Annotated in this window: 17 protein-coding genes; 11 read left to right on the forward strand and 6 right to left on the reverse strand. The window is 68.0% G+C overall.

All coding sequences use genetic code 11. From position 1 onward, the window contains the following. Positions 1 to 72 precede the first annotated feature (72 nt). Both rfbA and ACIRRA_RS06990 read left to right on the forward strand, forming a co-directional pair. Positions 73 to 948, forward strand: a complete 876-nt coding sequence (rfbA, locus tag ACIRRA_RS06985; protein WP_402764180.1) for a glucose-1-phosphate thymidylyltransferase RfbA — start codon at positions 73 to 75, stop codon at positions 946 to 948. 6 nt (positions 949 to 954) lie between these two features. Further along, positions 955 to 1,548, forward strand: a complete 594-nt coding sequence (locus tag ACIRRA_RS06990; RefSeq protein ID WP_402764183.1) for a dTDP-4-dehydrorhamnose 3,5-epimerase family protein — start codon at positions 955 to 957, stop codon at positions 1,546 to 1,548. Between the two features lie 186 nt (positions 1,549 to 1,734). Here ACIRRA_RS06990 and ACIRRA_RS06995 read toward each other — a convergent pair whose 3' ends face one another. Beyond that, entirely contained in the window at positions 1,735 to 3,201 is a 1,467-nt protein-coding gene (locus ACIRRA_RS06995; protein ID WP_402764185.1) for an MFS transporter, read from the reverse strand. An 86-nt stretch (positions 3,202 to 3,287) separates the two neighbouring features. Here ACIRRA_RS06995 and ACIRRA_RS07000 point away from each other — a divergent pair, with 86 nt between their 5' ends. Further along, a complete protein-coding gene (locus ACIRRA_RS07000; RefSeq protein ID WP_402764188.1) occupies positions 3,288 to 3,713 on the forward strand; it encodes a MarR family transcriptional regulator in 426 nt (141 codons plus the stop codon). Here ACIRRA_RS07000 and ACIRRA_RS07005 read toward each other — a convergent pair whose 3' ends face one another. Both ACIRRA_RS07005 and ACIRRA_RS07010 read right to left on the reverse strand, forming a co-directional pair. Further along, positions 3,714 to 4,586: a helix-turn-helix domain-containing protein gene (locus ACIRRA_RS07005; protein WP_402764191.1), complete on the reverse strand. Its 873-nt coding sequence runs from the start codon at positions 4,584 to 4,586 to the stop codon at positions 3,714 to 3,716. A 128-nt stretch (positions 4,587 to 4,714) separates the two neighbouring features. Continuing rightward, complete coding sequence (locus ACIRRA_RS07010; protein ID WP_356996257.1) at positions 4,715 to 5,302, reverse strand: DUF4282 domain-containing protein; 588 nt, start codon at positions 5,300 to 5,302, stop codon at positions 4,715 to 4,717. A 350-nt stretch (positions 5,303 to 5,652) separates the two neighbouring features. On the opposite strand from ACIRRA_RS07010, the gene ACIRRA_RS07015 reads away from it, so the two are divergent. The 3 genes from ACIRRA_RS07015 to ACIRRA_RS07025 all read left to right on the forward strand — a co-directional run bounded on the left by ACIRRA_RS07015 (position 5,653) and on the right by ACIRRA_RS07025 (position 9,595). Then, the gene (locus ACIRRA_RS07015; RefSeq protein ID WP_356996256.1) at positions 5,653 to 6,117 is read left to right on the forward strand and encodes a hypothetical protein; all 465 of its coding nucleotides are present in this window, start codon (positions 5,653 to 5,655) and stop codon (positions 6,115 to 6,117) included. Positions 6,118 to 6,323: 206 nt separating this feature from the next. After that, on the forward strand, positions 6,324 to 8,537 hold the full coding sequence (locus tag ACIRRA_RS07020; protein ID WP_402764195.1) for a molybdopterin-dependent oxidoreductase: 2,214 nt from the start codon (positions 6,324 to 6,326) through the stop codon (positions 8,535 to 8,537). Positions 8,538 to 8,977: 440 nt separating this feature from the next. Continuing rightward, positions 8,978 to 9,595, forward strand: coding sequence for a pyridoxamine 5'-phosphate oxidase family protein (locus ACIRRA_RS07025; RefSeq protein WP_402764197.1), 618 nt, complete (start codon positions 8,978 to 8,980; stop codon positions 9,593 to 9,595). Here the strand turns inward: ACIRRA_RS07025 and ACIRRA_RS07030 are convergent. Further along, a complete protein-coding gene (locus ACIRRA_RS07030) occupies positions 9,592 to 10,047 on the reverse strand; it encodes a GtrA family protein (protein ID WP_356996253.1) in 456 nt (151 codons plus the stop codon). The two genes, ACIRRA_RS07025 and ACIRRA_RS07030, sit on opposite strands and share 4 nt — an antisense overlap. 65 nt (positions 10,048 to 10,112) lie before the next feature. Here ACIRRA_RS07030 and ACIRRA_RS07035 point away from each other — a divergent pair, with 65 nt between their 5' ends. From ACIRRA_RS07035 to ACIRRA_RS07050, 4 genes are all read left to right on the forward strand, one after another. Continuing rightward, a complete protein-coding gene (locus tag ACIRRA_RS07035) occupies positions 10,113 to 11,618 on the forward strand; it encodes an FAD-binding protein (protein WP_402764201.1) in 1,506 nt (501 codons plus the stop codon). Beyond that, the gene (locus ACIRRA_RS07040; protein WP_402764204.1) at positions 11,615 to 12,376 is read left to right on the forward strand and encodes a decaprenylphospho-beta-D-erythro-pentofuranosid-2-ulose 2-reductase; all 762 of its coding nucleotides are present in this window, start codon (positions 11,615 to 11,617) and stop codon (positions 12,374 to 12,376) included. Before ACIRRA_RS07035 ends, ACIRRA_RS07040 begins: the two co-directional genes overlap by 4 nt. Before the next feature lie 253 nt (positions 12,377 to 12,629). Further along, the gene (locus tag ACIRRA_RS07045; RefSeq protein ID WP_402764207.1) at positions 12,630 to 14,564 is read left to right on the forward strand and encodes a galactan 5-O-arabinofuranosyltransferase; all 1,935 of its coding nucleotides are present in this window, start codon (positions 12,630 to 12,632) and stop codon (positions 14,562 to 14,564) included. 234 nt (positions 14,565 to 14,798) lie between these two features. Beyond that, positions 14,799 to 16,715 (forward strand): glycosyl transferase, encoded by a 1,917-nt coding sequence (locus ACIRRA_RS07050; protein WP_402764840.1) that lies wholly within the window; start codon positions 14,799 to 14,801, stop codon positions 16,713 to 16,715. Here ACIRRA_RS07050 and ACIRRA_RS07055 read toward each other — a convergent pair whose 3' ends face one another. Together ACIRRA_RS07055 and ACIRRA_RS07060 are read right to left on the reverse strand one after the other, a co-directional pair. Beyond that, on the reverse strand, positions 16,716 to 18,386 hold the full coding sequence (locus tag ACIRRA_RS07055) for a serine/threonine-protein kinase (RefSeq protein WP_402764210.1): 1,671 nt from the start codon (positions 18,384 to 18,386) through the stop codon (positions 16,716 to 16,718). A 14-nt stretch (positions 18,387 to 18,400) separates the two neighbouring features. Then, complete coding sequence (locus tag ACIRRA_RS07060) at positions 18,401 to 20,278, reverse strand: serine/threonine-protein kinase (protein ID WP_402764212.1); 1,878 nt, start codon at positions 20,276 to 20,278, stop codon at positions 18,401 to 18,403. 158 nt (positions 20,279 to 20,436) lie between these two features. Between ACIRRA_RS07060 and ACIRRA_RS07065 the strand changes: the two genes are divergently transcribed. Further along, a complete protein-coding gene (locus ACIRRA_RS07065; protein ID WP_402764215.1) occupies positions 20,437 to 23,688 on the forward strand; it encodes an arabinosyltransferase domain-containing protein in 3,252 nt (1,083 codons plus the stop codon). Positions 23,689 to 23,837: the final 149 nt, after the last annotated feature.

Genomic DNA, 23,837 nt, shown 5'->3' on the forward strand with positions numbered 1-23,837 from the left:
CCGTGATCGATTCGAAGTCCAGTCGGAACCTGACCGCCGCGCTCAGCCATGGAACTGGCAGACTGTCGAGACATGCGCGGAATCATCCTGGCCGGGGGCACCGGATCGCGGTTGCACCCGATCACGCGCGGGGTGAGCAAACAGCTGGTCCCGGTGTACGACAAACCGATGGTGTACTACCCCCTGTCCACCCTCATGCTGGCGGGGATCCGGGACATCCTGGTGATCACCACTCCCGAGGACGCCGACGCCTTCACCCGCCTGCTCGGCGACGGCAGCCGGTTCGGCGTGTCCATCTCATATGTGGTGCAGCCGGAACCGGACGGGCTGGCCCGCGCCTTCGTGCTGGGCGCCGATCACATCGGCGCCGAGAGCGCCGCGCTGGTGCTGGGCGACAACATCTTCCACGGCCCGGGCCTGGGCACCCAGCTGCAGACCTTCCACGACCTGGACGGCGGCGCGGTCTTCGCCTACCGGGTCTCCGATCCCACCGCCTACGGCGTGGTCGAATTCGCCGAGGGCCGGGCCATTTCCATCGAGGAGAAGCCCAAGGCGCCGCGCTCCAACTACGCGATTCCGGGGCTGTATTTCTACGACAACGACGTGCTCGCCATCGCGCGCGATCTGAAGCCGTCGGACCGCGGCGAATACGAGATCACCGATATCAACCGCGCCTATCTGGAGCAGGGCCGGCTGCACGTGCAGGTGCTGGCCCGCGGCACCGCCTGGCTCGACACCGGTACCTTCGACTCCCTGCTGGACGCCGCCAATTACGTGCGCACCATCGAGGAGCGGCAGGGCCTCAAGATCGGCGTGCCGGAGGAGGTGGCCTGGCGGCTCGGCTTCATCAGCGACGATGAGCTCACCGGGCTGGCCGAACCCCTGGTGCGCTCGGGCTATGGAAAGTACCTGCTGGGCCTGCTGGACCACGGGCGAAGCTGGGAGTAGGTAGGCATGCGGATTCGGGAACTGTCGGTGCCGGGCGCGTGGGAGTTCGCGCCCCGGCTGCACGGAGACGAGCGCGGCGTCTTCTACGAGTCGTTCAAGGCCTCGGAATTCGAGAAGGCGGTGGGACGGCCCTTCGACCTGCTGCAGGTCAATATCTCCACCTCCGCAGCGGGTGTGCTGCGCGGCATCCACTACACCGAGAATCCGCCCGGGCAGGCCAAATACGTGACCTGTGTGCGCGGGGCGTTCCTGGACGTGGTGGTGGACCTGCGCCGCGACTCCCCCACCTTCGGCAGCTGGGACGCGGTTGTCATCGACGATGTGGAGCGCAAGTCGGTGTTCCTGGCCGAGGGCCTGGGGCATGCGCTGCTGTCGCTGGAGGACGACTCCACCGTCAACTACCTGTGCTCACTGGAGTACTCGCCCGAATTCGACCGGGACCTGGACGCTTTCGACCCGGACCTGGCCATCGAGTGGCCGGCCGTGGGCCGCAACGGCGAACCGCTCACCTTCGTCCGCTCGGACAAGGACGCGGCCGCCCCCCGCCTGGCGGATTTGAAACTGCTGTCCCGCCTCCCCGGAACTTCAACGGACGGCTGAGAGCCGTCGCCCGTCCCACACCCGTGCCAGGCGGTCGGTGCCAACCCGACTCTGGACGTCCCCGGCGGGTTACCCGGATCCTTACGAAATCAGTTGTTACGTCACCGGGGCGCACCGCGTAATGCGGTGCGCCCCGGTATTTTTCGAAGGCTACGCCCGTGTGAGCTGCGGGCGGAACCATCTGTGTCAACCGACCAGTTCGACCTCCAGGTCACGGGTCTCCTGGCGGCGAGCCCGCAGCCTGGGGAGGAACACGGTCAGGGCGACCAGGGCGCCGACGATCGACACACCGGCGGCGAATTCCAGGCCGGGACGGTAGGTGTCGAGCATGGCCGCGGGGGTCGGGTGGCTCGGCACGCTCGAGGTGACGATGGCGGTGGTCACCGCGAGCACGATGGCCGCGCCGACCTGCATGGCGGTCTGCAGCACACCGGCCGCCAGGCCCTGCTCGTCATCGTCGATGCCGCTGGTGGCCTGAATATTGATGGCCGGGAACCCGACCCAGCCGATGCCGACCAGCAGCACCGCGGGCAGCAGCACGGTCAGGTAGGACGGCGCGGTGTCGATGCGCAGGTACAGCAGGTAGCCCACGGCCATGATCACCATGGTGATCGCGATGATCGGGCCGGTGCCGAAGCGATCGACCAGCTTGTCGGAGACGAAGGCCGAGGCGACCACCAGCAGACCGACCGGCAGCAGCGCCATCGACAGCTTCAGCGGCGACCAGCCGAGAGTGTCCTGCAGATACAGCGTGGTGATGAACTGCCAGCTGAAGTACGAACCGGCGACCGCGATGATGGCCAGGCTGGCCCGGACCAGGGTGGGCTTGCGCAGGATGCCGAGGCGCACCAGCGGGTAGCGCACCTTGCTCTCGGCGTAGACGAACGCCGCACCCAGCACGGCCACCGCGACGAACGATCCGATGGTGCGGGCCGAGCCCCAACCCGCCTGCGGCGCGGAGACCACGGTGTAGACGAGCAGCAGCATGGTGGCGGTGGACAGCAGCGCGCCGATCAGGTCGTGTCCGCCCTCCTCGGCGGGCTTGTCCTTGGGGACGAGGAAATACGCGGAGACCAGCGCGGCGAGGGCCACCGGAACCGGGAGCAGGAAGGTCCAGCGCCAGCCGAGGCCGGTCATCAGGCCGCCGAACAGCAGGCCCATGGAGTAGCCGCCGGCGCCGAAGACGGTGTAGATGGACAGCGCCTTGTTACGGGCGGGGCCCTCTTGGAAGTTCGTGGTGATGATGGAAAGACCGGTCGGCGCGGTGAACGCGGCGGCCAGGCCCTTCACGAAGCGGGTCAGGATGAGCAGCCCCGGCGAGCTGACCAGAGCGCCCGCGAGCGAGGCCAATGCGAAGACGGCCAGGGCGATCAGGAAGACCTTGCGGCGGCCCAGCAGGTCGGCGGTGCGGCCGCCCAGCAGCAGCAGGCCGCCGTAGCCCAGCACGTATCCGCTGACCAGCCACTGCAGGGTGGAGGTCTGAATGTCGAGTTCGGTGCCGATCGACGGCAGCGCGACGCCGATCATCGACACGTCGAGGCCGTCCAGGAACAGCACGATGCACAGGGTGATGAGCATGCCCCAGAGCCGGGCGGTCCACTGCGTGGTGTCGGCCGCGGTGCTCACTGCGGGGCGGATGTCGGTGGAAGTCACGAGAAGCGACAGTACATGCGCATGCATCAAATGCACAAGCAACTAATGCAGTTGCATGGGTTCAGCGAGCAGACTAGGATGGCCGCATGCCGAAGCCGACAGCGCCTGTCGACCGGCCTGTGTCGACGTCGTTCGAGACGTCCGGGCTGGTGGGTGAGTGGCGCGATCTGCTGGCCCGGCACGCGACGACCTCGTGCGCTCTGGAAAAGGAACTGCAAGGCCGCCACCACATCGGGCTCAGCGAATTCGAAACCCTGGACCGCCTCGTCGAAGCGGGCAGCGACAGCTGCAAGATGAGCGATCTCGCCAATGACATCTATCTGAGCCAGAGCGCGCTCTCGCGCACGGTGGCCAGGCTCGAGCGTGATGGGCTCGTGGATCGCACGCTGTGCACCGAGGATCGCCGGGCGATCTTCGTGTGCCTCACCGACAAGGGGCGCGAACTGCACAAACAGGCCGCGCCCACACACCGGGAAGTACTCGAGGAGACCCTCCGGTCTCCGCAGGCCTGATCAGACCGCGGCGCGGAGCGTGTCGATCACCGGAAGCGCGTCCACGGCAAGGGAACTCACGCCGCCGAACGCCTCACGGTAGCGCTCGACCTCGTGCTCCTTGTCCAGATACGAGGAGCCGGTGAGGGCTTCCACGTACACCACCGGCGGTTCGGTGGGTTCGCCTGCGGCGGTGGGGAATTCGAGCAGTACGAAGCGGCCCGCGTCCATGCCGTGGTGGTAGCCGCACTCGGCCGGCAGCAGCCGCAGCCGGACATTGGGCAGTTCGGCGAGTTTGCGCAGCCGGTCCAGCTGGCCGCGGGTCACGTCGTCGCCGCCGATGCGATGCCAGAGCACGGCCTCAGCGATCACCACATCCAGTTGCAGCGGCGATTCCGCGCGGGTGAGCAGCGACTGGCGCGCGGTGCGTACCCGGACCCGGCGGTCCAGCTGCTCGGCGGAGATGCCCGGGTAGGCCCCGGCCAGCACCGCCCGGTAGTACGGCTCGGTCTGCAAAAGCCCTGGTACCAGCTCGTTCTCATAGCTGGTGAGCCGGCTCGCCGCCTCCTCGAGGCCGATGTAGACCTCGTAACCCTCGTCGATCACGTCACCGAACTCGGTCCACCAGCCGCGGGCCTTGGTTTCCCGGGCCAGCGTGGTGAGCGGTTCGATGGCGTCCTCCGGAGCGCCGTAGATGCGGCACATGGCCTCGACATCCAGACTGCGCAAAGACGTCTGACCGGTTTCTATTCGCCAGATCTTGGCCTCGGACCATTCCAATCGCTGCGCGGCCACCCGGGTCGTCATGCGCGCGCGATTGCGCAGGTCGCGCAGGTGTCGGCCGAGCTGGCGGCGCGGCACGGTCGATCCGGTAATCCCCTGCGGTAGAGCCATTCGTCCCCCTAAACCAGTGTTGCGATCGCATTGTTGCACAGGAGAACTCAGCGATCCATGGACGCGGGACACGGGCCGGGGGCAGATTTCGCACCGCCCGGTGGCCGGGATAGCGGCCGCTGTCCAGCCTACTTCCGGGACGAGCGCCGACGGAAGCGCCAGAACTGCACTGCTTGAACATCTTTGGACAGCTGATTGACCGGTTCGGCCACATCCGAGAGGGCCTGGAACAGATCGTCGGCCATATCGGAGATGTGCGCGACCCGCGCCGCCAGCCGGGAGGCATTGAGCACGAACTCCAGCAGCAGGCGCACCACCGCGGCGATCACCAGGCCCAGCGGGACCGCGAACACCACGGCGAACACGATGCCCAGCCAGGCCGAAATTCGCCACAGCCCTATGGTTCCCACGATCGGGATGGCGACGGCGCTCGCCAGGCCCAGCAGATACGCCAGGGGCAGCAGCGTGCGGGTGGCGGCGCGCTGGAACTGCAGGTCCAGCAGGGCGCGGGCGGCGTCCACGCTCCATGAGCCGAAAGCGCCTGGGCTGGCGAAGGGTTCGACCGGCTCCTCGGCCTCCTCGTCCGCGGCCAGCCGCCGGGACATGCGGCGGGTGGCGGACTCCTTGAAGGCGGCCCAGCGCCCTTCGGTGATGATCTCGTCGAACTCGTCGAATTCCTCGAGTTCGGCTGTGTTCCCGCCCGATTGATCGGTCATGCCGACGATCTCCTCTCCCGCAGACCTTTTCGGCCGACTCAGTGTCTCCGGTAACACCGGGATGCCGCAGGACGAGACAGTGTGGTGTAGAACACGTCACGCTCACGGGCGGGCGCTGGGCTCCGGATCCGACGACAGACTCCTTGACGGTGTTGTCGCTGGCAGGGCCACTACATCGAGGTCGTGTCGCAGCTGGGACATGGTCACCATTGGGTCGAATCGGACCCGACGCATGACATTCCGGGACACAAACGGACCCAAGGTCAAAAAGAGTGTGTAACACCCCGAACCCCCCGCTCCGATACGACGCACAGAGCAGGAACGAGATCTACCGGGGAATGGAGAATCCAGTGCGTACGACGTTTTCGTCAGCCGTTGCGGAATCTGCGCAGGACTACATCCGGCGCGGCTGGACGGTCGCCGAAACCGCCAATGGCGTGTGCCTGGTCACCGACGAGAACATCGCGGGCATCGAGGTCACCGGCGACACCGCCGCCTTCGTGCGCCGCTACCTGCGGGCCAACGACCTGACCGGCCCGGTCATCGAGATCCCGGGTGCCGAGCGCCGCGAGATCCATCTCGTCACCGGCCTGCGCAAGGCCGAACGGGCCATCGAGGCACTGCGCGAGTCCGGCGTGGTGGTCTACGCCGACGGCGCGGGCATCCCGCTGCCGCCGAGCAAGCTGTCCGCCGGTGCGGCCTGCTGGGGCGTCGCCCCGCACGAGGCCCGCTGGATCCCGCCGGTGGTCGCCATTGCCGCCGGCGTCCGCGCCGCCGCCAAAGGAGCGCCGCAGGCGGCCCGTATCGCCTCCTGACACCACCAGCTCTCACAACGACACGAAACCCGCGAGTGCACCCCGGCGCTCGCGGGTTTCGCCGCATCCCGGTCCAAACGTTGCAAATTAAGAGATAGCGAACATAATCCGAGGCTCCGGCATTGGCGGCCGCCACGAGTCCGTGTCTGGCATTCCCGGCGGCCAGAGGTGTTCCGCCCGGTACGTTTCCGGGCGATCATGAGGGTATGACCCACGTCACGGACAGCCCCCGGACATTGCTACGCACCTGCCCGCTCTGCGAAGCGGTGTGCGGCCTCGAGCTCACCCTGGACAGCATCGATCACATCGTGTCGGTCCGCGGTGACCACGCCGATCCCTTCAGCCGGGGCTTCATCTGCCCCAAGGGCGCCACCCTCGGACATCTCGACGCCGATCCGGATCGGCTGACCGCGCCCATGATTCGCGACCGCGCCACCGACACCTGGCGGGAGGCGAGCTGGGACGAGGCCTTCGGGGTGATCCGGGAGCGGCTGCCGCGGGTGACGGCCGCGCACGGCAATCAGGCGGTGGGACTTTACCTGGGCAATCCGAATGCCCACACCGTGGCCGGGGCGCTGTACGTGCCGCTGCTGATCCGGGCGCTGGGCACCCGGAATCTGTTCTCCGCCAGCACCGCCGACCAGATGCCCAAGCAGGTGTCGAGCGGACTCATGTTCGGTGATCCGCTGACCGTGGCGGTGCCCGACCTGGACCGCACCGACTATCTGCTGATGCTGGGCGCGAATCCGCTGGAGTCCAATGGATCGCTGTGCACCGCACCGGATTTCCCGGGCCGGCTGAAGGCGCTGCGGCAGCGCGGCGGGCGGCTGGTGGTGGTGGATCCGCGGCGTACGCGCACTGCCAAGCTGGCCGACGAGCACGTGTTCGTGCGGCCGGGCAGCGACGCCTACCTGCTGTTCGGGATCGTCCACACGTTGTTCGCGGAGGGCCTGACCGACGTCCGGGTCGAGGTGAACGGACTGGACGAGGTGCGGGCAGCGGCAGCCGAATTCACGCCGGAGCTGGTGTCCGGGCGCACCGGGGTGCCCGCCGAGACCATCGTGCGGATCGCGCGCGAGCTGGCCGCCGCGCCGACGGCCGCCGTCTACGCGCGGATCGGCACCTGCACGGCCGAATTCGGCACGCTCACGCAATGGCTGGTGGATGTCGTCAATGTGCTCACCGGCAATTTCGACTCGCCCGGCGGGGCCATGTTCGCGACGGGGGCGGCGCTGGGCATCGTGCGGTCGCGGCCATTCCGCCTCGCGCGCTGGACCAGCCGGGTGCGCGAATTGCCCGAGGCCATGGGCGAACTGCCGATGGCCACGCTGGCGGACGAGATCCGCACGCCCGGCGACGGGCAGATCCGGGCCATGGTGACGGTGGCGGGCAATCCGGTGCTGTCCGCACCCAGTGGCGCGCGCCTCGACACCGCCTTCGCCGGACTGGAATTCATGGTGAGCGTGGACCGCTACCTCAACGAGACCACCCGCCACGCGGACGTCATCCTGCCGCCCCCGCGCATCCTGCAGTCGCCGCACTACGACTTCGCGCTGCTCAATTTCGCGGTCCACAACTACGCCCGCTACTCGCGGCCGCTGGTGCCGCTCGGCGAGAACGAGCTGTCCGAGGCCGAGGTGCTGGCCCGACTGGCCCTGGCCGTGTCGGGCCAGGAAGCCCAGCCCGGGCTGGATCCGCTCGGCGCGGTCGACGAGATCGTCATCGCCGGGACCCTGCACAAGGCCGGCCTGGCCGACCGCCGCGGCGAACTGCTCGGCGCCAACACCACCGAACAGCGGCTGGACCTGATGCTGCGGCTGGGCCCCTTCGGCGAATGGGCCACCGCGCCGGACGGCGAGAACGAATGGCGTGGCAAGCTGAATCTGCAAGTGCTGCTGGATAATCCGCACGGCGTCGACCTGGGGCCGCTGGAGCCCCGGCTGCCCGGTGTACTGCGGACGGCCTCCCGCCGGGTCGAGCTGGCGCCCGCCGAACTGCTGGCCGACCTGGAGCGGCTCCGGGCCCGGCTGGGTGTCGAGCGGCCGGAGATGGTGCTGGTGGGGCGGCGGCAGCTGCGATCCAACAACAGCTGGCTGCACAATGTGCCGCCGCTGGTGGGCGGGTCGAATCGGTGCACGCTGCACATTCATCCGGAGGACGCGGCGCGGCTGGGGTTGAACGGGCAGGCCGTGGTGAAGTCCGCGGCGGGCACGCTGACCGTGGACATCGAGCCGACCGAGGACATCATGCCCGGCGTGGTCAGCCTGCCACACGGCTGGGGACACGGGGACAGCACGCAGACCGTCGCGCGCGAGCACGCCGGAGTGAATGCCAATACGCTGACCGATGATTCGCTGGTGGACGCCCCGTCCGGGAACGCCGTGTTCAATGGCGTGCCGGTGACGCTCACCCGGGCGTGAGGCGGAGCCGGACCACACCGTGCGTTGCGGCCGGAATCGATGTGCCTTAAAAGACCTTTCGGTATTTGTGTCTCGAGTACCGAAGATCGGCGCCACCTAGGGGGATGACGGCCGCACCACATCCCCGAAACTCTCTGAAGCAGGCAAATCAGAAGTGCGAAATCCCCGCGCCCCCTGGGGATCTCGCACACCTACCGCCCGGAACAACGAGCAGCATCCCCGCAGCCGAGGGCCGAAGGTCCCTTGTGGGTCCTTTCATCCGGGAGGATCCTCCCCCGGGAAGGTTTGTCCAGCAGCAGTCGAGGAAACCCCACCGGGGCAGATGCGCCGGTTCACGCATTCGCCACACGAAAATAGTTAAACCGTATAGGATTTCGGGTGGCCGAAGTTCGTGGCCGAGCCTCTTCCATCCGGTATTCAGCTACCAAAGGGGGCGCACGATGCCCGGTATCAGAAACGGAAGCGACGGCGAACGGGAACTACAGGAGCGATACGGTACCGAGGAGCGGGCGCAACGCTTCTACGCCGATCAGGTGCGAGATCGGCTCAATACCCACATGATCGATTTCATTCGGCGCATGGACATGGCCTTCATCGCCACCTCCGACAAGCACGGTGAATGCGATTCCAGCTTCCGCGCCGGCAAACCGGGCTTCCTGCACGTGATCGACAATCGCACCGTCGCCTATCCCGAATACCGCGGCAACGGCGTCATGGCAAGCCTCGGCAATATTCTCGAGAACCCCCACGTCGGCATTCTCATGATCGATTTCGTGCACGACCTGATCGGCCTGCACCTCAATGGCACCGCCCGCATCGTGGACGACGCGCTCATGCGCCGCTGCGTCCCCGACCTGCCGGCCGAGACCCGGGGCCGAATTCCGGAGCGCTGGGTGGTGGTGGATGTGGAGGAGGCCTACATCCACTGCCGCAAGCACATTCCGCACCTGGTCCCGGCCCAGCGCGAACAGCGCCAGTGGGGTACCGACAATGTGCGCGCCAAGGGCGGCGACTACTTCCGGGCGAAGGAAGAGACCAACGCCCTGGTCGAGTCCTAGCTGATCTTGAAGATCACCGCGCGCTGGACAATGAAGTTGATCACGGTGGCGGTGCCCTGCGCGACGCAGAAGGCGAGCCAGATCCGCCACCACGCATCGGGCAGCGCGTAATAGCAGAGCTGGTTGATGCCGACCTGCAGCGCGAAGGTCACCGCGTACAGCAGCACCACGGCGATGAAGCGCTTGCGGCTCGGCTCGGCCTGGAAGGTCCAGCGCCGGTTGATCAGATAGGCCGTGGTCGTGCCCGCGATGAAGCTGATGGACTTGGCCACCGGCAGCGGCAGTCCGACCAGCTTGAACAGCAGGGTGTACAGGCCGAAGTCCACGATGGCGGACAGGCCACCGGTGACTGCGAACCGGATGATCTGCGTCTTGAGATCGACGTCCGTACCACCCGGTTCATCGACGAGGGGCAGCTCGGGCGGCAGGGGCAGATGGGGTTCCGCGGTCACAACGCAGAAGAGTAATGCCCGGGACAAAGGACACAAGCCTCGAGACGGTTATGCCTGTAGCCTCTATGCCGATGTCCACGAAAGCTCAGACCACCACCGCGGCCGCCACCGAGCCCAGCTCGGCAGGCGAGGGCCCCGTCGTAGGCAAAGACACAGCGGGCACGGCGTCACCGGGTTCGTTCGACCTGCCGACGCAGACCCGGCGCCTGACCGGTTGGGGTCGCACCGCAGCCACCACCTCGGAAGTGCTCTCCACCGCTGACCCGGAGCTGATCGCCAAGGCGGTCGCCATGGTCGCGGAGGACAACGACTCCAAGCCCGCGCACCTGCGTCGCGGTGTCATCGCCCGCGGCCTCGGCCGTTCGTACGGCGATCACGCGCAGAACGCCGGTGGCCTGGTCGTCGACATGACCGCACTCAACCGCATCCACCGCATCGACCGGGACTCCCGGCTGGTGGACGTGGACGCGGGCGTCAGCCTCGACCAGCTGATGAAGGCGGCGCTGCCGTTCGGCCTGTGGGTTCCGGTGCTGCCGGGCACCCGGCAGGTGACCGTGGGCGGCGCCATCGGCTCCGACATCCACGGCAAGAACCACCACAGCGCGGGCAGCTTCGGCAATCACGTGCGGTCCATCGATCTGCTCACCGCCGACGGCAAGGTGCAGACCATCGGGCCGAAGAAGAACGCCAAGCTGTTCTGGGCCACCGTCGGCGGGAACGGTCTGACCGGCATCATCCTGCGTGCCACCATCGAGATGACGCCCACCGAGACGGCGTATTTCATCTCCGACGGCATCAAGACCACCGGCCTGGAAGAGACCATCGCCGTCCACAAGGACGGGTCCGAGGAGAACTACACCTACTCCTCCACCTGGTTCGACGCCATCAGCGCGCCGCCGAAACTGGGCCGCGCCAATGTGTCTCGCGGCCGGCTGGCGAAGCTCGATGAGCTGCCGAAGAAGCTGCGCAGGAATCCGTTGAAGTTCGATGCTCCGAATCTGCTGACGGTGCCGGATATCTTCCCGAGTTTCGCGGCCAACAAGCTCACGCTGGGGATGGTCGGCGAGGCGTATTACGCGCTCGGCGGCGATTACACCGGCAAGGTCATGAACTTGACGCAGTTCTACCACATGCTGGACGTGGTCTCGGAGTGGAATCGGGCCTACGGGTCCAAGGGATTCATCCAGTACCAGTTCGTGCTGCCGCCCGAGGCGCTCGACGAATTCACCAAGATCATCGTCGATATCCAGCGCTCCGGTCACCATTCGGCGCTCAATGTGCTGAAGTTCTTCGGCCCGGGTAACCCGGCGCCGCTGAGCTTCCCCATGGAGGGCTGGAACATCTGCGTCGACTTCCCGGTCCGCCCCGGTCTCAATCACTTCGTGCGCGAACTGGACCGGCGCGTGCTGGAATTCGGCGGTCGCCTCTACACTGCCAAGGATTCACGGACCGACGCGGAGACCTTCCACAAGATGTACCCGCGAATCGACGAGTGGATCAAGATCCGCCGAAGTGTGGATCCCACAGGCGTTTTCATGTCCGATATGGCGAGAAGGCTGGAGCTTCAGTGATCAATGCGGTAGGGAACCCGCAATCCATTCTGCTGCTGGGCGGCACCTCGGAGATCGGCTTGGCGATCTGCGCCGAGTACCTGAAGAAGGGTCCCGCGCGCATCATCCTGGCCGCCCTGCCCGGCGATCCGCTGCGCGAGGACGCCGTGTCGCAGATGAAGGCAGCCGGCGCCTCCGAGGTGCAGGTCATCGACTTCGACGCGCTCGACACCGAGAGCCACCCGGCCGTGATCGACGCGGCGTGGGCGGACGGTGACGTCGACGTGGCCATCGTCGCGTTCGGCATCGACGGCGACGGCGAGATCTTCTGGCAGGACCAGCGCAAGGCCGTCATGATGGCCGAGATCAACTACACCGCGGCGGTTTCCGTCGGCGTGCTGCTCGGCGAGAAGATGAAGGCGCAGGGCTTCGGCCGCATCCTGGCCATGTCCTCGGTCGCCGGTGAGCGCGTGCGCCGGTTCAACTTCGTCTACGGCTCCACCAAGGCCGGCCTGGACGGCTTCTACCTGGGTCTCGGCGAGGCGGTCGCGAAGTTCGGTCCGCGCGTCACGGTCATCCGCCCCGGCATGGTGCGCACCCGGCTCTCCGCGCACGCCAAGGAGAACGGGCTCACCGTGAACAAGGAGGATGTCGCCCTCCTCGCGGTTTCCGCCTCCGAGAAGGGCAAGGAAATCGTCTGGGCCCCCGGCGTTTTCCGCTACGTCATGATGATCCTGCGCCACGTGCCGCGCCCGATCTTCCGCCGCCTCCCCATCTAGGCGAGACGTTCTCGCACCGATACGCATGCCGCGTCCGACACCCGGGCGCGGCATGCGCCGTTCCGGCCCGCAGACCCCGGACCTCCGTGGATGGACGGCGGCGGATCGGCGAGCGGAGAAAGACCCGGCCCTGCCATTGCCGGTCGTTCCACGAGGTTGCAGGGCAGGTTGGGCCCGGCGGTCGGATTCCAGTGCACCGCACTGGCTAGGCTGACGCGCGGTCCATGGACACGAATGCGGAGGCAGGGTGCGGATGAGCGAGCGGGCGAGCGGGCGGATGGGGGTGCTGGCGCGCCAGGCCGGTGCGGCTGTCGGGGAGGCGGTGCTCGCCGCGGTGGTGGCGGGTGTGGTGGCCGGGGTCGGGCTCGAGGCGTTCGCGACCGTGCACTGGCCGGCGTTCAACTCCTCCAATGTGACTCGCGCGCTCACCACCGTGGGGCAGGTGGTCGCCCTGGCCGTGCTGGTGGTCGCAGTCGTACTGCTGCGGCTGCACAAGTGGCGTCGGCTGGCGAAAGTGCTGTCCTGGGGCGGGCTTTCGGCCTTCGTGACAGTGACGCTGGGCATGCCGCTGGCCGCGACGAAGCTGTACCTGTTCGGGATGTCCGTGGACCAGGAGTTCCGGACTCAGTATCTGACGCGGCTGACCGACAGTGCGGCGCTGCACGACATGAACTACATCGACCTGCCGCCGTTCTACCCAGCGGGCTGGTTCTGGATCGGGGGCCGGTTCGCCGGTCTGACCGGGATGGCCGGGTGGGAGGCGTTCAAGCCCTTCGCGATCATCGGCCTGGCAGTGGCGGCGGCTGTCGCTCTTGTACTGTGGTCCAACCTGATCCGGGCGGACTGGGCGGTGGCTGTCGCCGCCGCGACCACGTCGGTGACCCTCGCCTACGGCTCCCCCGAGGCGTACAGCGCGGTGCTCACCTTGCTGCTCGGACCCGCGCTGGTGCTGGCCTGGGGTGCGCTGCACCGGCCCGCCGAGGTTGACGGCGATGCGTCGGAACCGACCGCGGGCGGGTGGGGCGCGGTGCTGGGTACCGGCCTCTTCCTCGGGCTCGCCGCCACCTTCTACAGCCTGTACTTCGGTGTCGCCGTATTCGCGGTGTGCCTCATGGCGGTGATCGCCGCGGGACTTGCGATCCGGGCACGGCACACCTGGCGGGCGATCATGCCGATCCTGGTACGGCTCATCGGAATCGGTGCGGTCGCGGGCCTGCTGGCGCTCACCGTGTGGACGCCCTTCCTGCTGAAGTTCCTGTCCGGCAAAGCATCTCTCGGCTCGGGCTCCGCCTTCCACTACCTGCCCGAGACGGGCTCGCGGCTGCCGCTGCCGATGACCGAATTCAATCTACTCGGCGTCTTCTGTCTGGCCGGGACCATCTGGCTGGTGCTGCGCGCGGCGAGTTCGCGTCGCGCACAGGCGCTCGGCATCGGCGTCGTCGCCATCTATCTGTGGTGTCTGCTGTCCATGGCCGCGACAGCGGCCGGAACCACGCTGCTCTCGTTCCGGCTCGAGGCCCCGCTCATGGCACTGCTGTCCGCCGCCGGTGTGTTCGCCTTCGCCGAGGGCGCGCGGGCGATCTACCAGGTGCTGAACGAGCCCGGGCGGTTCCGGATCGCCGCGGCGGCGGTCGCGATGGCCGGTGCGATCGGATTCAGCCAGGGCATTCCGACGGTGCTGGCGTCGGAGATCACCACCGCCTACACCGATACCGACGGCAATGGCTTCCGTGCCGACGCGCGGCCGCCGTCGGCGGTGTCGAACTACCGGGAGGTCGACGCGAAACTGCTTGAGCAGACCGGCCGGCCGCGGGACGCCAGCGTGGTGCTCACCGCGGACACCAGTTTCCTGGCCATCTACCCGTACTACGGATTTCAGGCTCTCACTTCGCATTACGCGAACCCGCTGGCCGACTTCGCGGCGCGCACCGCCGAAATCCAGCGGTGGAGCACGCTGAAGACGCCGCAGGAGCTGACCGACGCGCTGAACCATTGCCGCTGGCGCGCGCCGGATGCCTTCCTGTTCCGGCGTTCGGGCGACGACTACACGCTGCGGCTCTCGCAGGACGTGTACCCGAACGACCCGAATGTGAAGCGGTTCACAGTGTCCTTCCCCAAGGCGCTGTTCGACGACGCGCACTACCGGATCACCGATATCGGACCGTTCACCCTGGTGGTGCGTGTCTGAGCACCAGCGCGAGACGCGGATCACTTATCCCCAAAAACCCTCCGGTTTCTGTGGATAAACGCCAGCTTCTGTGGATAACTTCGCGACTTGCCAGTGCAATCTCAGTCGAACCCGGTAGCGTGGGCCGCTGATTGCAAGGCACCCGAACGTTTGCGTTGCAAGGCAGCGAGGAGTTTGCGCGTGACACAGGGGTGGGCATCCAGCCCGGGGGATGACGGTGGTTCGGCGGTAGCGGTGCTCGACCGCGCCGCCCCGGAAACGGCTCGCCCCAGGCTTTCTCGGCCACAGCGCGTCGCCCGCCGCATCCGGCTGGCCCGCGCCGATCTGATCATCGCCGCGGCCTATCTGTCACTGGCGATGCTGGTGCTGTCGGGTCAGTGGCTGCACACCGATCGCGGCTACCTGATCAAGAGCGGCCAGGACCAGACCATGTGGGAGTGGTTCTTCGCGGTCACCGCCCACAATGTCGCGCATCTGGAGAACCCGCTGGGTTCCATGCTGCAGAACTATCCCGACGGCGTGAACATGATGGCCAATACCGCCATGTTCGGTGTCGGCGTGCCGCTCACCCCGGTCACCCTGGCGTTCGGGCCGACCGTCACCTTCGTGCTGGTGCTCACCCTGGGGCTGTTCGGCACCGCGTTCGCCTGGTACTGGCTGTTCTCGCGGGAACTGGTGGCGTCGAAATTCGCGGCGGCCGTGGGCGGTCTGTTCTGCGGCTTCGCCCCGGCCATGATCTCGCACGCCAACGCACACCCGAATTTCGTGGTGCTGGCGCTGCTTCCGCTGACCGCGCTGCAGCTGATCCACATGGCGAGACACACCGGTGGTTCGCGGCGCGTCTCGTTCTGGACTGACGGAGCGGGGGAGCGAAGCGGAGGAGCGGAGGAGGGAAGAACGAGACTTCCAGCGCCGCGAACCCGCCCGAAGCGAAGCGGAGGGCAAATTCGACAGAGCTTTGTGCTGGGCCTGCTGGTGGCCCTGCAGATCGCGCTCGGCGAGGAGCCGCTGCTCATCTTCGCGCTGTCCTTCGGCGTTTTCGCGCTCGTCTACCACCTGCACACCCCGCGCACCGGGTTGCGCGCGCTGCGCGCCATCACCCCGACGGTGCTGCTGGCCGCGCTGATCACGGTGGCATTCACCGAGATTCCGCTGTGGTGGCAGTTCTTCGGCCCGCAGTCCTACCGATCCATCGAGCACGGGCCGATGAACAACGACCTCAAGGCGCTGTTCCAGTTCCCGTCCGAGTCACTGGGCGGGATGTTCTCGCACGGGCAGAACGTGGCCATCAATCCCACCGAGGAGAATTCGTACTTCGGCTGGCCGCTGTGGATCGTGGTCACGGTGGCCGTGGTGCTCATGTGGCGGGAGCGGGCGGTGCGCGCGGCCGCCGCGGTGATCGTGGCGTTCACCGTGCTGTCGCTGGGCGCGACCCTGATGATCGGCCACCACAACACCGGCATCACCCTGCCGTGGAAGCGGCTCGAGGATGTGCCGCTGTTGAATTCGGTGCTGGAGTCGCGTTTCACCATGGCCGCGATTCCGGCCATCGCCCTGATTCTGGCGCTGGCCACCCAGCGTGCCCTGGACTACTGGAAGGTCTCGGCGACCGACTGGCGGCCGCTGGGCCTGTTCGGCGCGCTGGCCTTCGCCCTGCTGCCGCTCACCCCGACCATCCTGCCCGTGGTGCAGCGCCCGCCCACCCCCGACTTCTTCGCGGACGGCACGGTGCGCCAATACGTTTCGCACGGTTCGGTGGTGGTCGCGCCGCCGCCGACCCCGCCGGATGCCCGCGCGCTGCACTGGCAGGCCGAATCGGGATTCGAGTTCCCGCTCGCGGGAGGCTATTTCGTCGGCCCGACCGGCACCTCCAAGAAGGGCCGCTACGGCCCGGACGACCGGCCCACCGCGAGCCTGTTGATGAAGGCGCAGCAGTCCAACACGATTCCGGTGGTGGACGACGCCACCCGGGCCCAGGCGCTGGCCGATCTGCGCTACTGGCGGGCCGACGTGGTGGTGCTGCCGCCCACCGACAACAGCGACACCCTGCGCCTGACCGTCGACCAGCTGATCGGCTTCCCGGCCAGATACGTCGACGGCGTATCGCTCTGGGACGTGCGCGATCTGGTGGGCGCGAGCGCTCCGGCGTAGTCAGCCGACCCGGGTGTAGGTCACGTAGCCGCTGGTCGAGAGCGTGCGCGTGATCCTGCCATTGCTCAACAGCAGTTCGTGGGTGCTCTGCGGGTTACAGCCGGAGCCGCCGGAGACGAGGGTGCCGGCGCCGACCGTGATGTCGCCGGCGCCGGGAACGCCCAGCAGGCGATAGTCGAAGACGCAGATCGGCCGGTTGTCGCGCAGCACCGTGGAGGTCACCACATCGTCGTTCAGGTTGCCCTGCCGAATGACCAGGCGGTAGTCGTCGGCATTGGCGTCGCTGGTGCCCGCCCATTCACCGATGAAGTCGCCCGGCACCCGGCCCGCGAGAGTCGAGGGCGGCACGGCGGCGATCGGGGTCTGCCCGCCGGTGGACATTGCGGTCGCCACGGTCGGCACCGACGCGGACACCGGTGCGCCACTTGTTCTTCCGTGGCTCTCCAGATCCACCGTCACCAGGATGGCGCCGCCCGCGATCACGGTCGCGGCCAGCACCGCCAGCAGCCCGGTGAGCACGCCGCGGCCCACCCCGGACCCGGTCAGCGCCGGTTCCGGGACCCGATGCAGGTGCGGCGCAGCGTCTTCGAACGATCCGCTGTTCGCACCGTAGGCCACGCCGTACGCGGGTGCGCCGGGCTCGGTGTAGTAGCGCCCGGGACCGAGCACGGTCGGATCCGTACGGGGTGAGCGCAGCAGGGCCGGATCGGTGTGCGGGGAACGCAGCACCGTCGGATCCGTGCGGGCCGAGCGCAACGCGGCCGGATCGGTGACGAAGCCGATCGGCGGCGTGGTCAGCACGGTCGGGGGTGCGCTCAGCACGGTAGGTGTGGTCGCCGCTCGCCACGCCGCCCAGGCGGCGTCGGCGAAATCCGTACAGCTGGAGAACCTTTCGTCCGGATGCTTGGCCAGCGCGCGGTCGAAGACGGCGTCGAAGCCCGCCGACAGATCGGGGCGCACCTGCGTGACGTGCAGGGGCGGAGTGCTGGTGTGCGCGTAGATCAGCCCCGCCAGATCGGTGGCCAGGAACGGCCGGGATCCGGTGAGGAGCACGAAAAGCGTGCAGGCCAGCGAGTATTGATCGGTCCGCGGATCCAGGAAGCGGCCCGACACCTGCTCCGGCGAGGCGAAGGCGAAGGTCGCGGAGATGTCCCCGGTCTTGGTGACATGGGTGGTCTCGTCGCGCAGCCGGGCAATGCCGAAGTCGGTCAGCAGGGCACGTTCCGGGCGGCCGTCCTCGGCGGGGGAGAGCATGATGTTCGACGGCTTCACGTCCCGGTGCAGCACGCCCTTGCCGTGGGCGTAGTCCAGGGCGGAGGCGATGCCGCCGCCGACGCCCAGCGCCCGTTCGGGAGCCAGGCCCGAAAGACTGTCCGCATCAGGGCCTTCCACGAACTGCATGGCGATCCACAGGCGTCCGTCGTCGAGGCCGCGGTCGTACACCGACACAATGTTCGGATGGTCGAAGCGGGCGGTGATGTCGGCCTCCCGCTCGAAACGCCGCCAGCCCTCGGCGTCGGCGGTCACCTCGTCCCGGTTGAAGACCTTGAGGGCGGCCAGGCGCGGTAGCCGGGGATGCCGCGCCGCATAGACGGTGCCCGAACCCCCGGCCCCGATCCAGCGTTCGATGACGTATCCGGCGATATCCTCGCCCGGCTTCAGATCGGCCATGGTCGCGCACCTACCTACTTCAGGGGAGCCCTTTCGAGCCAGTCGGTCAGGAGGCTGTTCACCGTGTGCCCCGGCCAGCGCAGCACCATGACGAAGCGCGATCTCGGATCACCGTCGGGAAAGGAGACGGCGGCGAGCGCCCGGTGGGCCTCGGTGTCCTGGGTGGCGGCCGGGTCCACGCCGGCAGCCGTGGTGACGGTCAATGCGCCCGCCACATCCTCGTGGGTGCGGGTGGTGACACGGGCTTTGTTGTCGAAGAAGACCGCGGCGACGGAACTGCCCGGCCGGGTGTCGAAGTCGAAGACGTCGAAGTGCACCTGGCCGGTGCCGTCGTCGCCATTGCACAGCACGCGATGCGCGCCCTGGGCCGCCTCGCCCGGACCCGGATCCCGGGGCCGGCAGGACCCGCCCTGCCAGCCCACCGCGGTGCCGGTCGAGGCGAGCTGCCCGACCAGGCTGGGGAAGGCGCGGGCGATGGCGGAGTCGTCGCGCCCCCAGGACGAGACCACCGCGTCCGCACTGCTGTACGTGATCAGTCCGCTCACATCGGTTTTGCGGCTGATCCGCCCGTCGGGCAGCAGGGTGAGGGTGGTGGGACCGTTGGCGCGGCAGGCATTGGCCGGCTCCCGGGCCACGATCTCGGAGGTGCCGATGATGAGGCGGTCGCCCTCGCGGGGCACCCGGTCCAGTGGCGCGGAGAATTCGCAGTGGAACGGAGAACCGTCCGGCAGCACGCCGTCGACGCGATTGGACAGCACCGGATCGCCGATCTTGGCCTGCTGCACGGTCAGCCGGTAGTTGGTCTGCCCCTCGGTGGCCAGCCAGGTGCCCACGAACGTGTCCGGCACCAGGCCCGGCGCGGACCGGACGGGTGGCGAATCGACTTGGCGCAGCGCGAAACCCACGCCGACGGCCGTCACCGCGGCCACCGCCACCGGGACCAGGACGCGCCGGTGTAAGACGCGCTGCCACAGCGGTTTCCGGCCCCAGCCCCGGATGTGCCGGGGCGCTGGATGCGGCCGCAGACCGGCCGTCGCGGTCACCGCCAGGGCCGGATCGGAGTAGTACGCCTGGGTGGCGGCATAGGCGAAATCCGCGCAGCTGTCGAAGCGGTCCTCGGGATTCTTGGCCATGGCCCGGTCGAAGACCTCGTCCATGGCCGCCGGCAGCTCGGGATTCACCGCGCTCGGGCGCAGCGGCCGCTCCCGGGTGTGGGCGTGCACCCAGCCCAGCGGATTGTCCGCGCGGAACGGCCGGCGGTCGGTGAGCAGCACGAAAAGCGTGCAGGCCAGCGAGTATTGGTCCGAGCGCGGGCCCACCGGCCGGCCGCTCACCTGCTCCGGTGATGCGAAAGCGAAAGTGGCGGAGATATTTCCGGTATGGGTGTGTTTGGTGGTCTCGTCGCGCAGCCGGGCGATGCCGAAGTCGGTGAGCAGGGCGCGCTCGGGGCGGCCGCTGTCGGGATCGGCGATGAGGATGTTGGAGGGCTTCACATCCCGGTGCAGGACGCCCTTGCCGTGCGCGTAATCCAGGGCGGCCGCGATCTCGGTGCCGATGCGCAGCGCCCGGTCGGGCGAAACATGGTGCAGTTCAGCGGCATCCACGCCATCGATGTACTGCATGGAGATCCAGAACTGGTGCTCGGCGACACCGCGGTCGTAGACCTGCACGATATTGGGGTGGTCGAAGTGGGCCGCGATATCGGCCTCGCGCTCGAAACGCCGCCAGACCTCGTCGTCGTCGGCGACGTCGTCACGTTTCAAGATCTTGAGGGCCGTAAGCCGGGGTAACCGCGGATGCCGCGCCGCGTAGACGACGCCCGAACCCCCGGCCCCGATTCGCCGCGCGATCACATACCCGGCGATGATTTCGCCAGGTCGCAGCTCGGTCATGCTTCCTCTTCATCTTCCGGCCCGGCCCCACGCCCAGTTCGGATAACAACCATCCTGACGGACATCCGCCGATTCGGCTACAGGTCAGCCGCTTCGAGGCGGCCGGAACGCCGGGAGATGTGCAGCCACCGCGGGCGCGATGGTTAGAGTCGGTGCTCGTGCGCGCAGACTCCCGAGCGTTCCACCGCATCCGCATCCTCGCCCTGGCGTCCGGGTTACTCGGATTCCTGCTGGCGGTGATCACGCCGATCCTGCCGGTCAACCAGGACCGGCCGACACTGCATTGGCCGCAAGGGGATACGGCCGACGTCGCGGCGCCGCTGGTGTCGTACGTGCCGTTGCAGCTGTACGTGACACTGCCGTGCCAGGCGCTGCGGGAACTGCCGACCGGCACGCTGTTCTCGACGGTGCCCGCGGCCTCGGGGCAGGCCGAGTCGAAGGGCCTGGTCGTCAAGGTCACCGACGAGCCCGGCAAGGGACGCACGGTATCGGTACTGGTGCGGCTGATTCCGCTGCTCAGCGCGCCGGCGGCGGAGATCCAGGACTGCACGGCGATCACCGTGCACTCGGACGCCGCCGAGACCCGGGTCGAATTCGCCGGGGTGCACCGCCAGGACGGCACGTCCTTCGCCGGCCGGGTCGGCGGGGACACCCGGCCGCAGGTGGTGGGCCTGTTCACCGATCTGAAGCGGGATCAGCTCGGGAACGCCACCGCCACCGTGGATATCGACGCGCGCTTCACCTCCAGCCCGACCTGGCTCAAGCGCATCGCGACGCTCGGCGCCGTGCTCTTCACCCTGCTCGCCCTCTACGCGCTGCACCTGCTGGACACCTCCGACGGCCGCAAGCCGCGCCGGTTCCTGCCCGCGCACTGGTGGCGGGTGCGGCTCGCCGACGTCGCGGTGCTGGGCACGCTGGTGGTGTGGCACCTCATCGGCGCCAACACCTCCGATGACGGCTACATCCTGAATATGGCTCGGGCCTCGAAGGTTTCGGGCTACATGGCCAACTACTACCGCTGGTTCGGGGTGGCCGAGGCGCCCTTCGGCTGGCCGTACGAGGTGCTGGCCTGGATGACCCGGATCAGCGATTCCAGCCCGTGGATGCGCCTGCCCGCACTGCTGGCCGGCATCGTGTGCTGGCTGGTCATCAGCCGGGAAGTGCTGCCGCGCCTGGGTTCACGAGTGCGACGCGACACCATCGCCATCTGGACCGCGGGACTGGTGTTCCTGGCCGCCTGGATGCCCTACGACAACGGCCTGCGCCCGGAGCCGCTCATCGCCGCGGGCGCGCTGCTGACCTGGTGCTCCATCGAAAGGGCCGTTGCCACCGGGCGTTTGCTGCCCGCCGCCGTGGGCGTGCTGATCGCGGCCTTCTCGCTGGCCGCCGGGCCGACCGGGCTCATCTGCATCGCGGCGCTCATCGCGGGCGCGCGACCGGTGCTCATGGTCGTCATCAAGCGCGCCAAGGGCCAGGGGTCCTGGCTGCTGCGTTACGGCGCGCTGCTGGCGCCCGGCGTGGCCGCCGGAACCCTGGTGCTGGTGGTTGTTTTCGGCGATCAGACCCTCGCCTCGGTCATGGAGGCGACCCGGGTGCGCAAGCTCATCGGCCCCAATGTGGCCTGGTTCGACGAGCGCACGCGCTGGGACTCACTGCTCATGCTCTCCCCCGACGGCTCGCTGGCCCGCCGCTTCGGCATCCTGGCCATGCTGCTGTGCCTGGGTGTGTGCGTGATGGTGATGCTGCGCAAGAACGGCCGCATCCCGGGGACCTCGCGCGGGCCGTCGGCGCGGATCCTGGGCATCATCTTCATGTCGCTGTTCCTGATGATGTTCACGCCCACCAAGTGGACCCACCACTTCGGCGTGTACGCCGGACTGGCCGGATCGGTGGCGGCGCTGGCCGCGGTCGCGGTGGGGGTCAACGGGATTCGCTCACCGCGCAACCGGACGCTGTTCACCGCCGCGGTGTTCTTCCTGCTGGCCATGACCTTCACCGGGCCCAACGGCTGGTGGTACGTGTCCAGCTACGGCGTGCCGTGGTTCGACAAGGCGCCGCTCATCGCCGGCAAGGGCTTCTCCACGCTGTTCCTGGGCCTGGCGGTGCTGTGCCTGCTCATCGCCGCCTACCAGCACTTCCGCGAGCCGTACACGCAGCCGAAACCGGTGCGCGGCTTCGACAGGTTCGCCAGCATGCCGCTCACCATCGCGGCGGCCGCGCTGGTGCTGTTCGAGGTGCTGTCGCTGGCCAAGGCGGCCGTCGGCCAGTACCCGGCCTACTCCATTGCGGAGTCGAATCTGCGTGCACTGCGCGGTGATTCGTGCGCGCTGGCCAATGAGGTACTGGTGGAGACAGATACCGCAGATTCACTGCTGCACCCGTGGACCGGATCCGACGCCGACGGCCTGTCCGCCGAGAACACCGGGTTCACCCCGAATGGTGTCGCCTCCGACCTCACCGCGGACGCGGAGGAAACCGTCACCGGCGGGGCCAACTCGGTGAACGAGAAGTCCGGCAACAAGACGTCCAAGACCACCGGCGCGGGCACCGGCGGCGGCAAGAGCGAAGAGACCGGCATCAACGGCAGCTCCGTCGCCCTGCCCTTCGGCCTGGACCCGGCCAGGACCCCGGTCGAGGGCAGTTACACCGATGGCGAGCAGCAGGTTTCGAAGCTCACCACGCAGTGGTACAACGCGGAGAAGCTGAACAGCGTCCGCAATGATCCCGCCTACAAGGTGCTGGTCGTGACGGCCGCGGGGCGCATCCGGTCCTTCAACAAGGACGGCGTGGAGACCTACGGGCAGGATCTGTTCGTCGAGTACGGCACCCGCGATGCCCAGGGCACCGTCACGAACACCGGGCAGATCCGGCCGATCGATATCGGCCCGAGCCCGTCCTGGCGCAACCTGCGCGTGCCGCTGGATCAGATTCCCGCGGGCGCCAACGCGATTCGCCTGGTGCTCATCGACGCCGACATCACCCCGCGCCAGTGGCTGGCCGTCACCCCGCCCCGGCTGCCCCGGCTGCAGAACCTGAATTCCCTTGTCGGCGACAGTGTTCCGGTGCTGGAGGACTGGCACGTCGGCCTCGCCTTCCCGTGCCAGCGTCCCTTCGACCACCACGACGGCGTGGCCGAGGTGCCCGAATGGCGCATTCTGCCGGACCGCGTCGGCCAGGACGCCGCCAATGCCTGGCAGGACGACATCGGCGGCGGACCACTGGGCTGGACGGGATTGCTGCTCAAGTCGGAGACCCGGCCGTCGTACCTGAATCACGACTGGGCGCGAGACTGGGGCTCGCTCGAGAAGTTCACCCCGTATGTCCCGGATGCGAATGCCAAGCCCACCCTGGACGTGACCGTCCAGTCCCGCTCCGGCCTGGCCAAGGATTCACCCATCAGGACGAAGTGAAAGGTGACCACTGATTTCGTGAGGCGAGGGTAACTCGTCGGGTACGGCCAAAATCGGGTTGGCACCAACCGCCGGCGCGCGTGCGAAACTGGCAACGGCGCCCAAGCCGTGCGCCAAGTCTCGGGGAGGCGGGGGGGCTACCATCAGCA

The sequence above is a fragment of the Nocardia sp. NPDC101769 genome (assembly GCF_044766925.1).
GTDB lineage: Bacteria > Actinomycetota > Actinomycetes > Mycobacteriales > Mycobacteriaceae > Nocardia.

Coding starts and splice junctions, on each gene's coding strand:
- ACIRRA_RS07055 (WP_402764210.1), bottom strand. CDS start 18,386: ATGGCCGATCTGAAGCCGGGCGAGGATATCGCCGGATACGTCATCGAA.
- ACIRRA_RS07025 (WP_402764197.1), top strand. CDS start 8,978: ATGCCCGGTATCAGAAACGGAAGCGACGGCGAACGGGAACTACAGGAG.
- ACIRRA_RS07005 (WP_402764191.1), bottom strand. CDS start 4,586: ATGGCTCTACCGCAGGGGATTACCGGATCGACCGTGCCGCGCCGCCAG.
- ACIRRA_RS07020 (WP_402764195.1), top strand. CDS start 6,324: ATGACCCACGTCACGGACAGCCCCCGGACATTGCTACGCACCTGCCCG.
- ACIRRA_RS07060 (WP_402764212.1), bottom strand. CDS start 20,278: ATGACCGAGCTGCGACCTGGCGAAATCATCGCCGGGTATGTGATCGCG.
- ACIRRA_RS07035 (WP_402764201.1), top strand. CDS start 10,113: ATGCCGATGTCCACGAAAGCTCAGACCACCACCGCGGCCGCCACCGAG.
- ACIRRA_RS07000 (WP_402764188.1), top strand. CDS start 3,288: ATGCCGAAGCCGACAGCGCCTGTCGACCGGCCTGTGTCGACGTCGTTC.
- rfbA (WP_402764180.1), top strand. CDS start 73: ATGCGCGGAATCATCCTGGCCGGGGGCACCGGATCGCGGTTGCACCCG.
- ACIRRA_RS06990 (WP_402764183.1), top strand. CDS start 955: ATGCGGATTCGGGAACTGTCGGTGCCGGGCGCGTGGGAGTTCGCGCCC.
- ACIRRA_RS07010 (WP_356996257.1), bottom strand. CDS start 5,302: ATGACCGATCAATCGGGCGGGAACACAGCCGAACTCGAGGAATTCGAC.
- ACIRRA_RS07045 (WP_402764207.1), top strand. CDS start 12,630: ATGAGCGAGCGGGCGAGCGGGCGGATGGGGGTGCTGGCGCGCCAGGCC.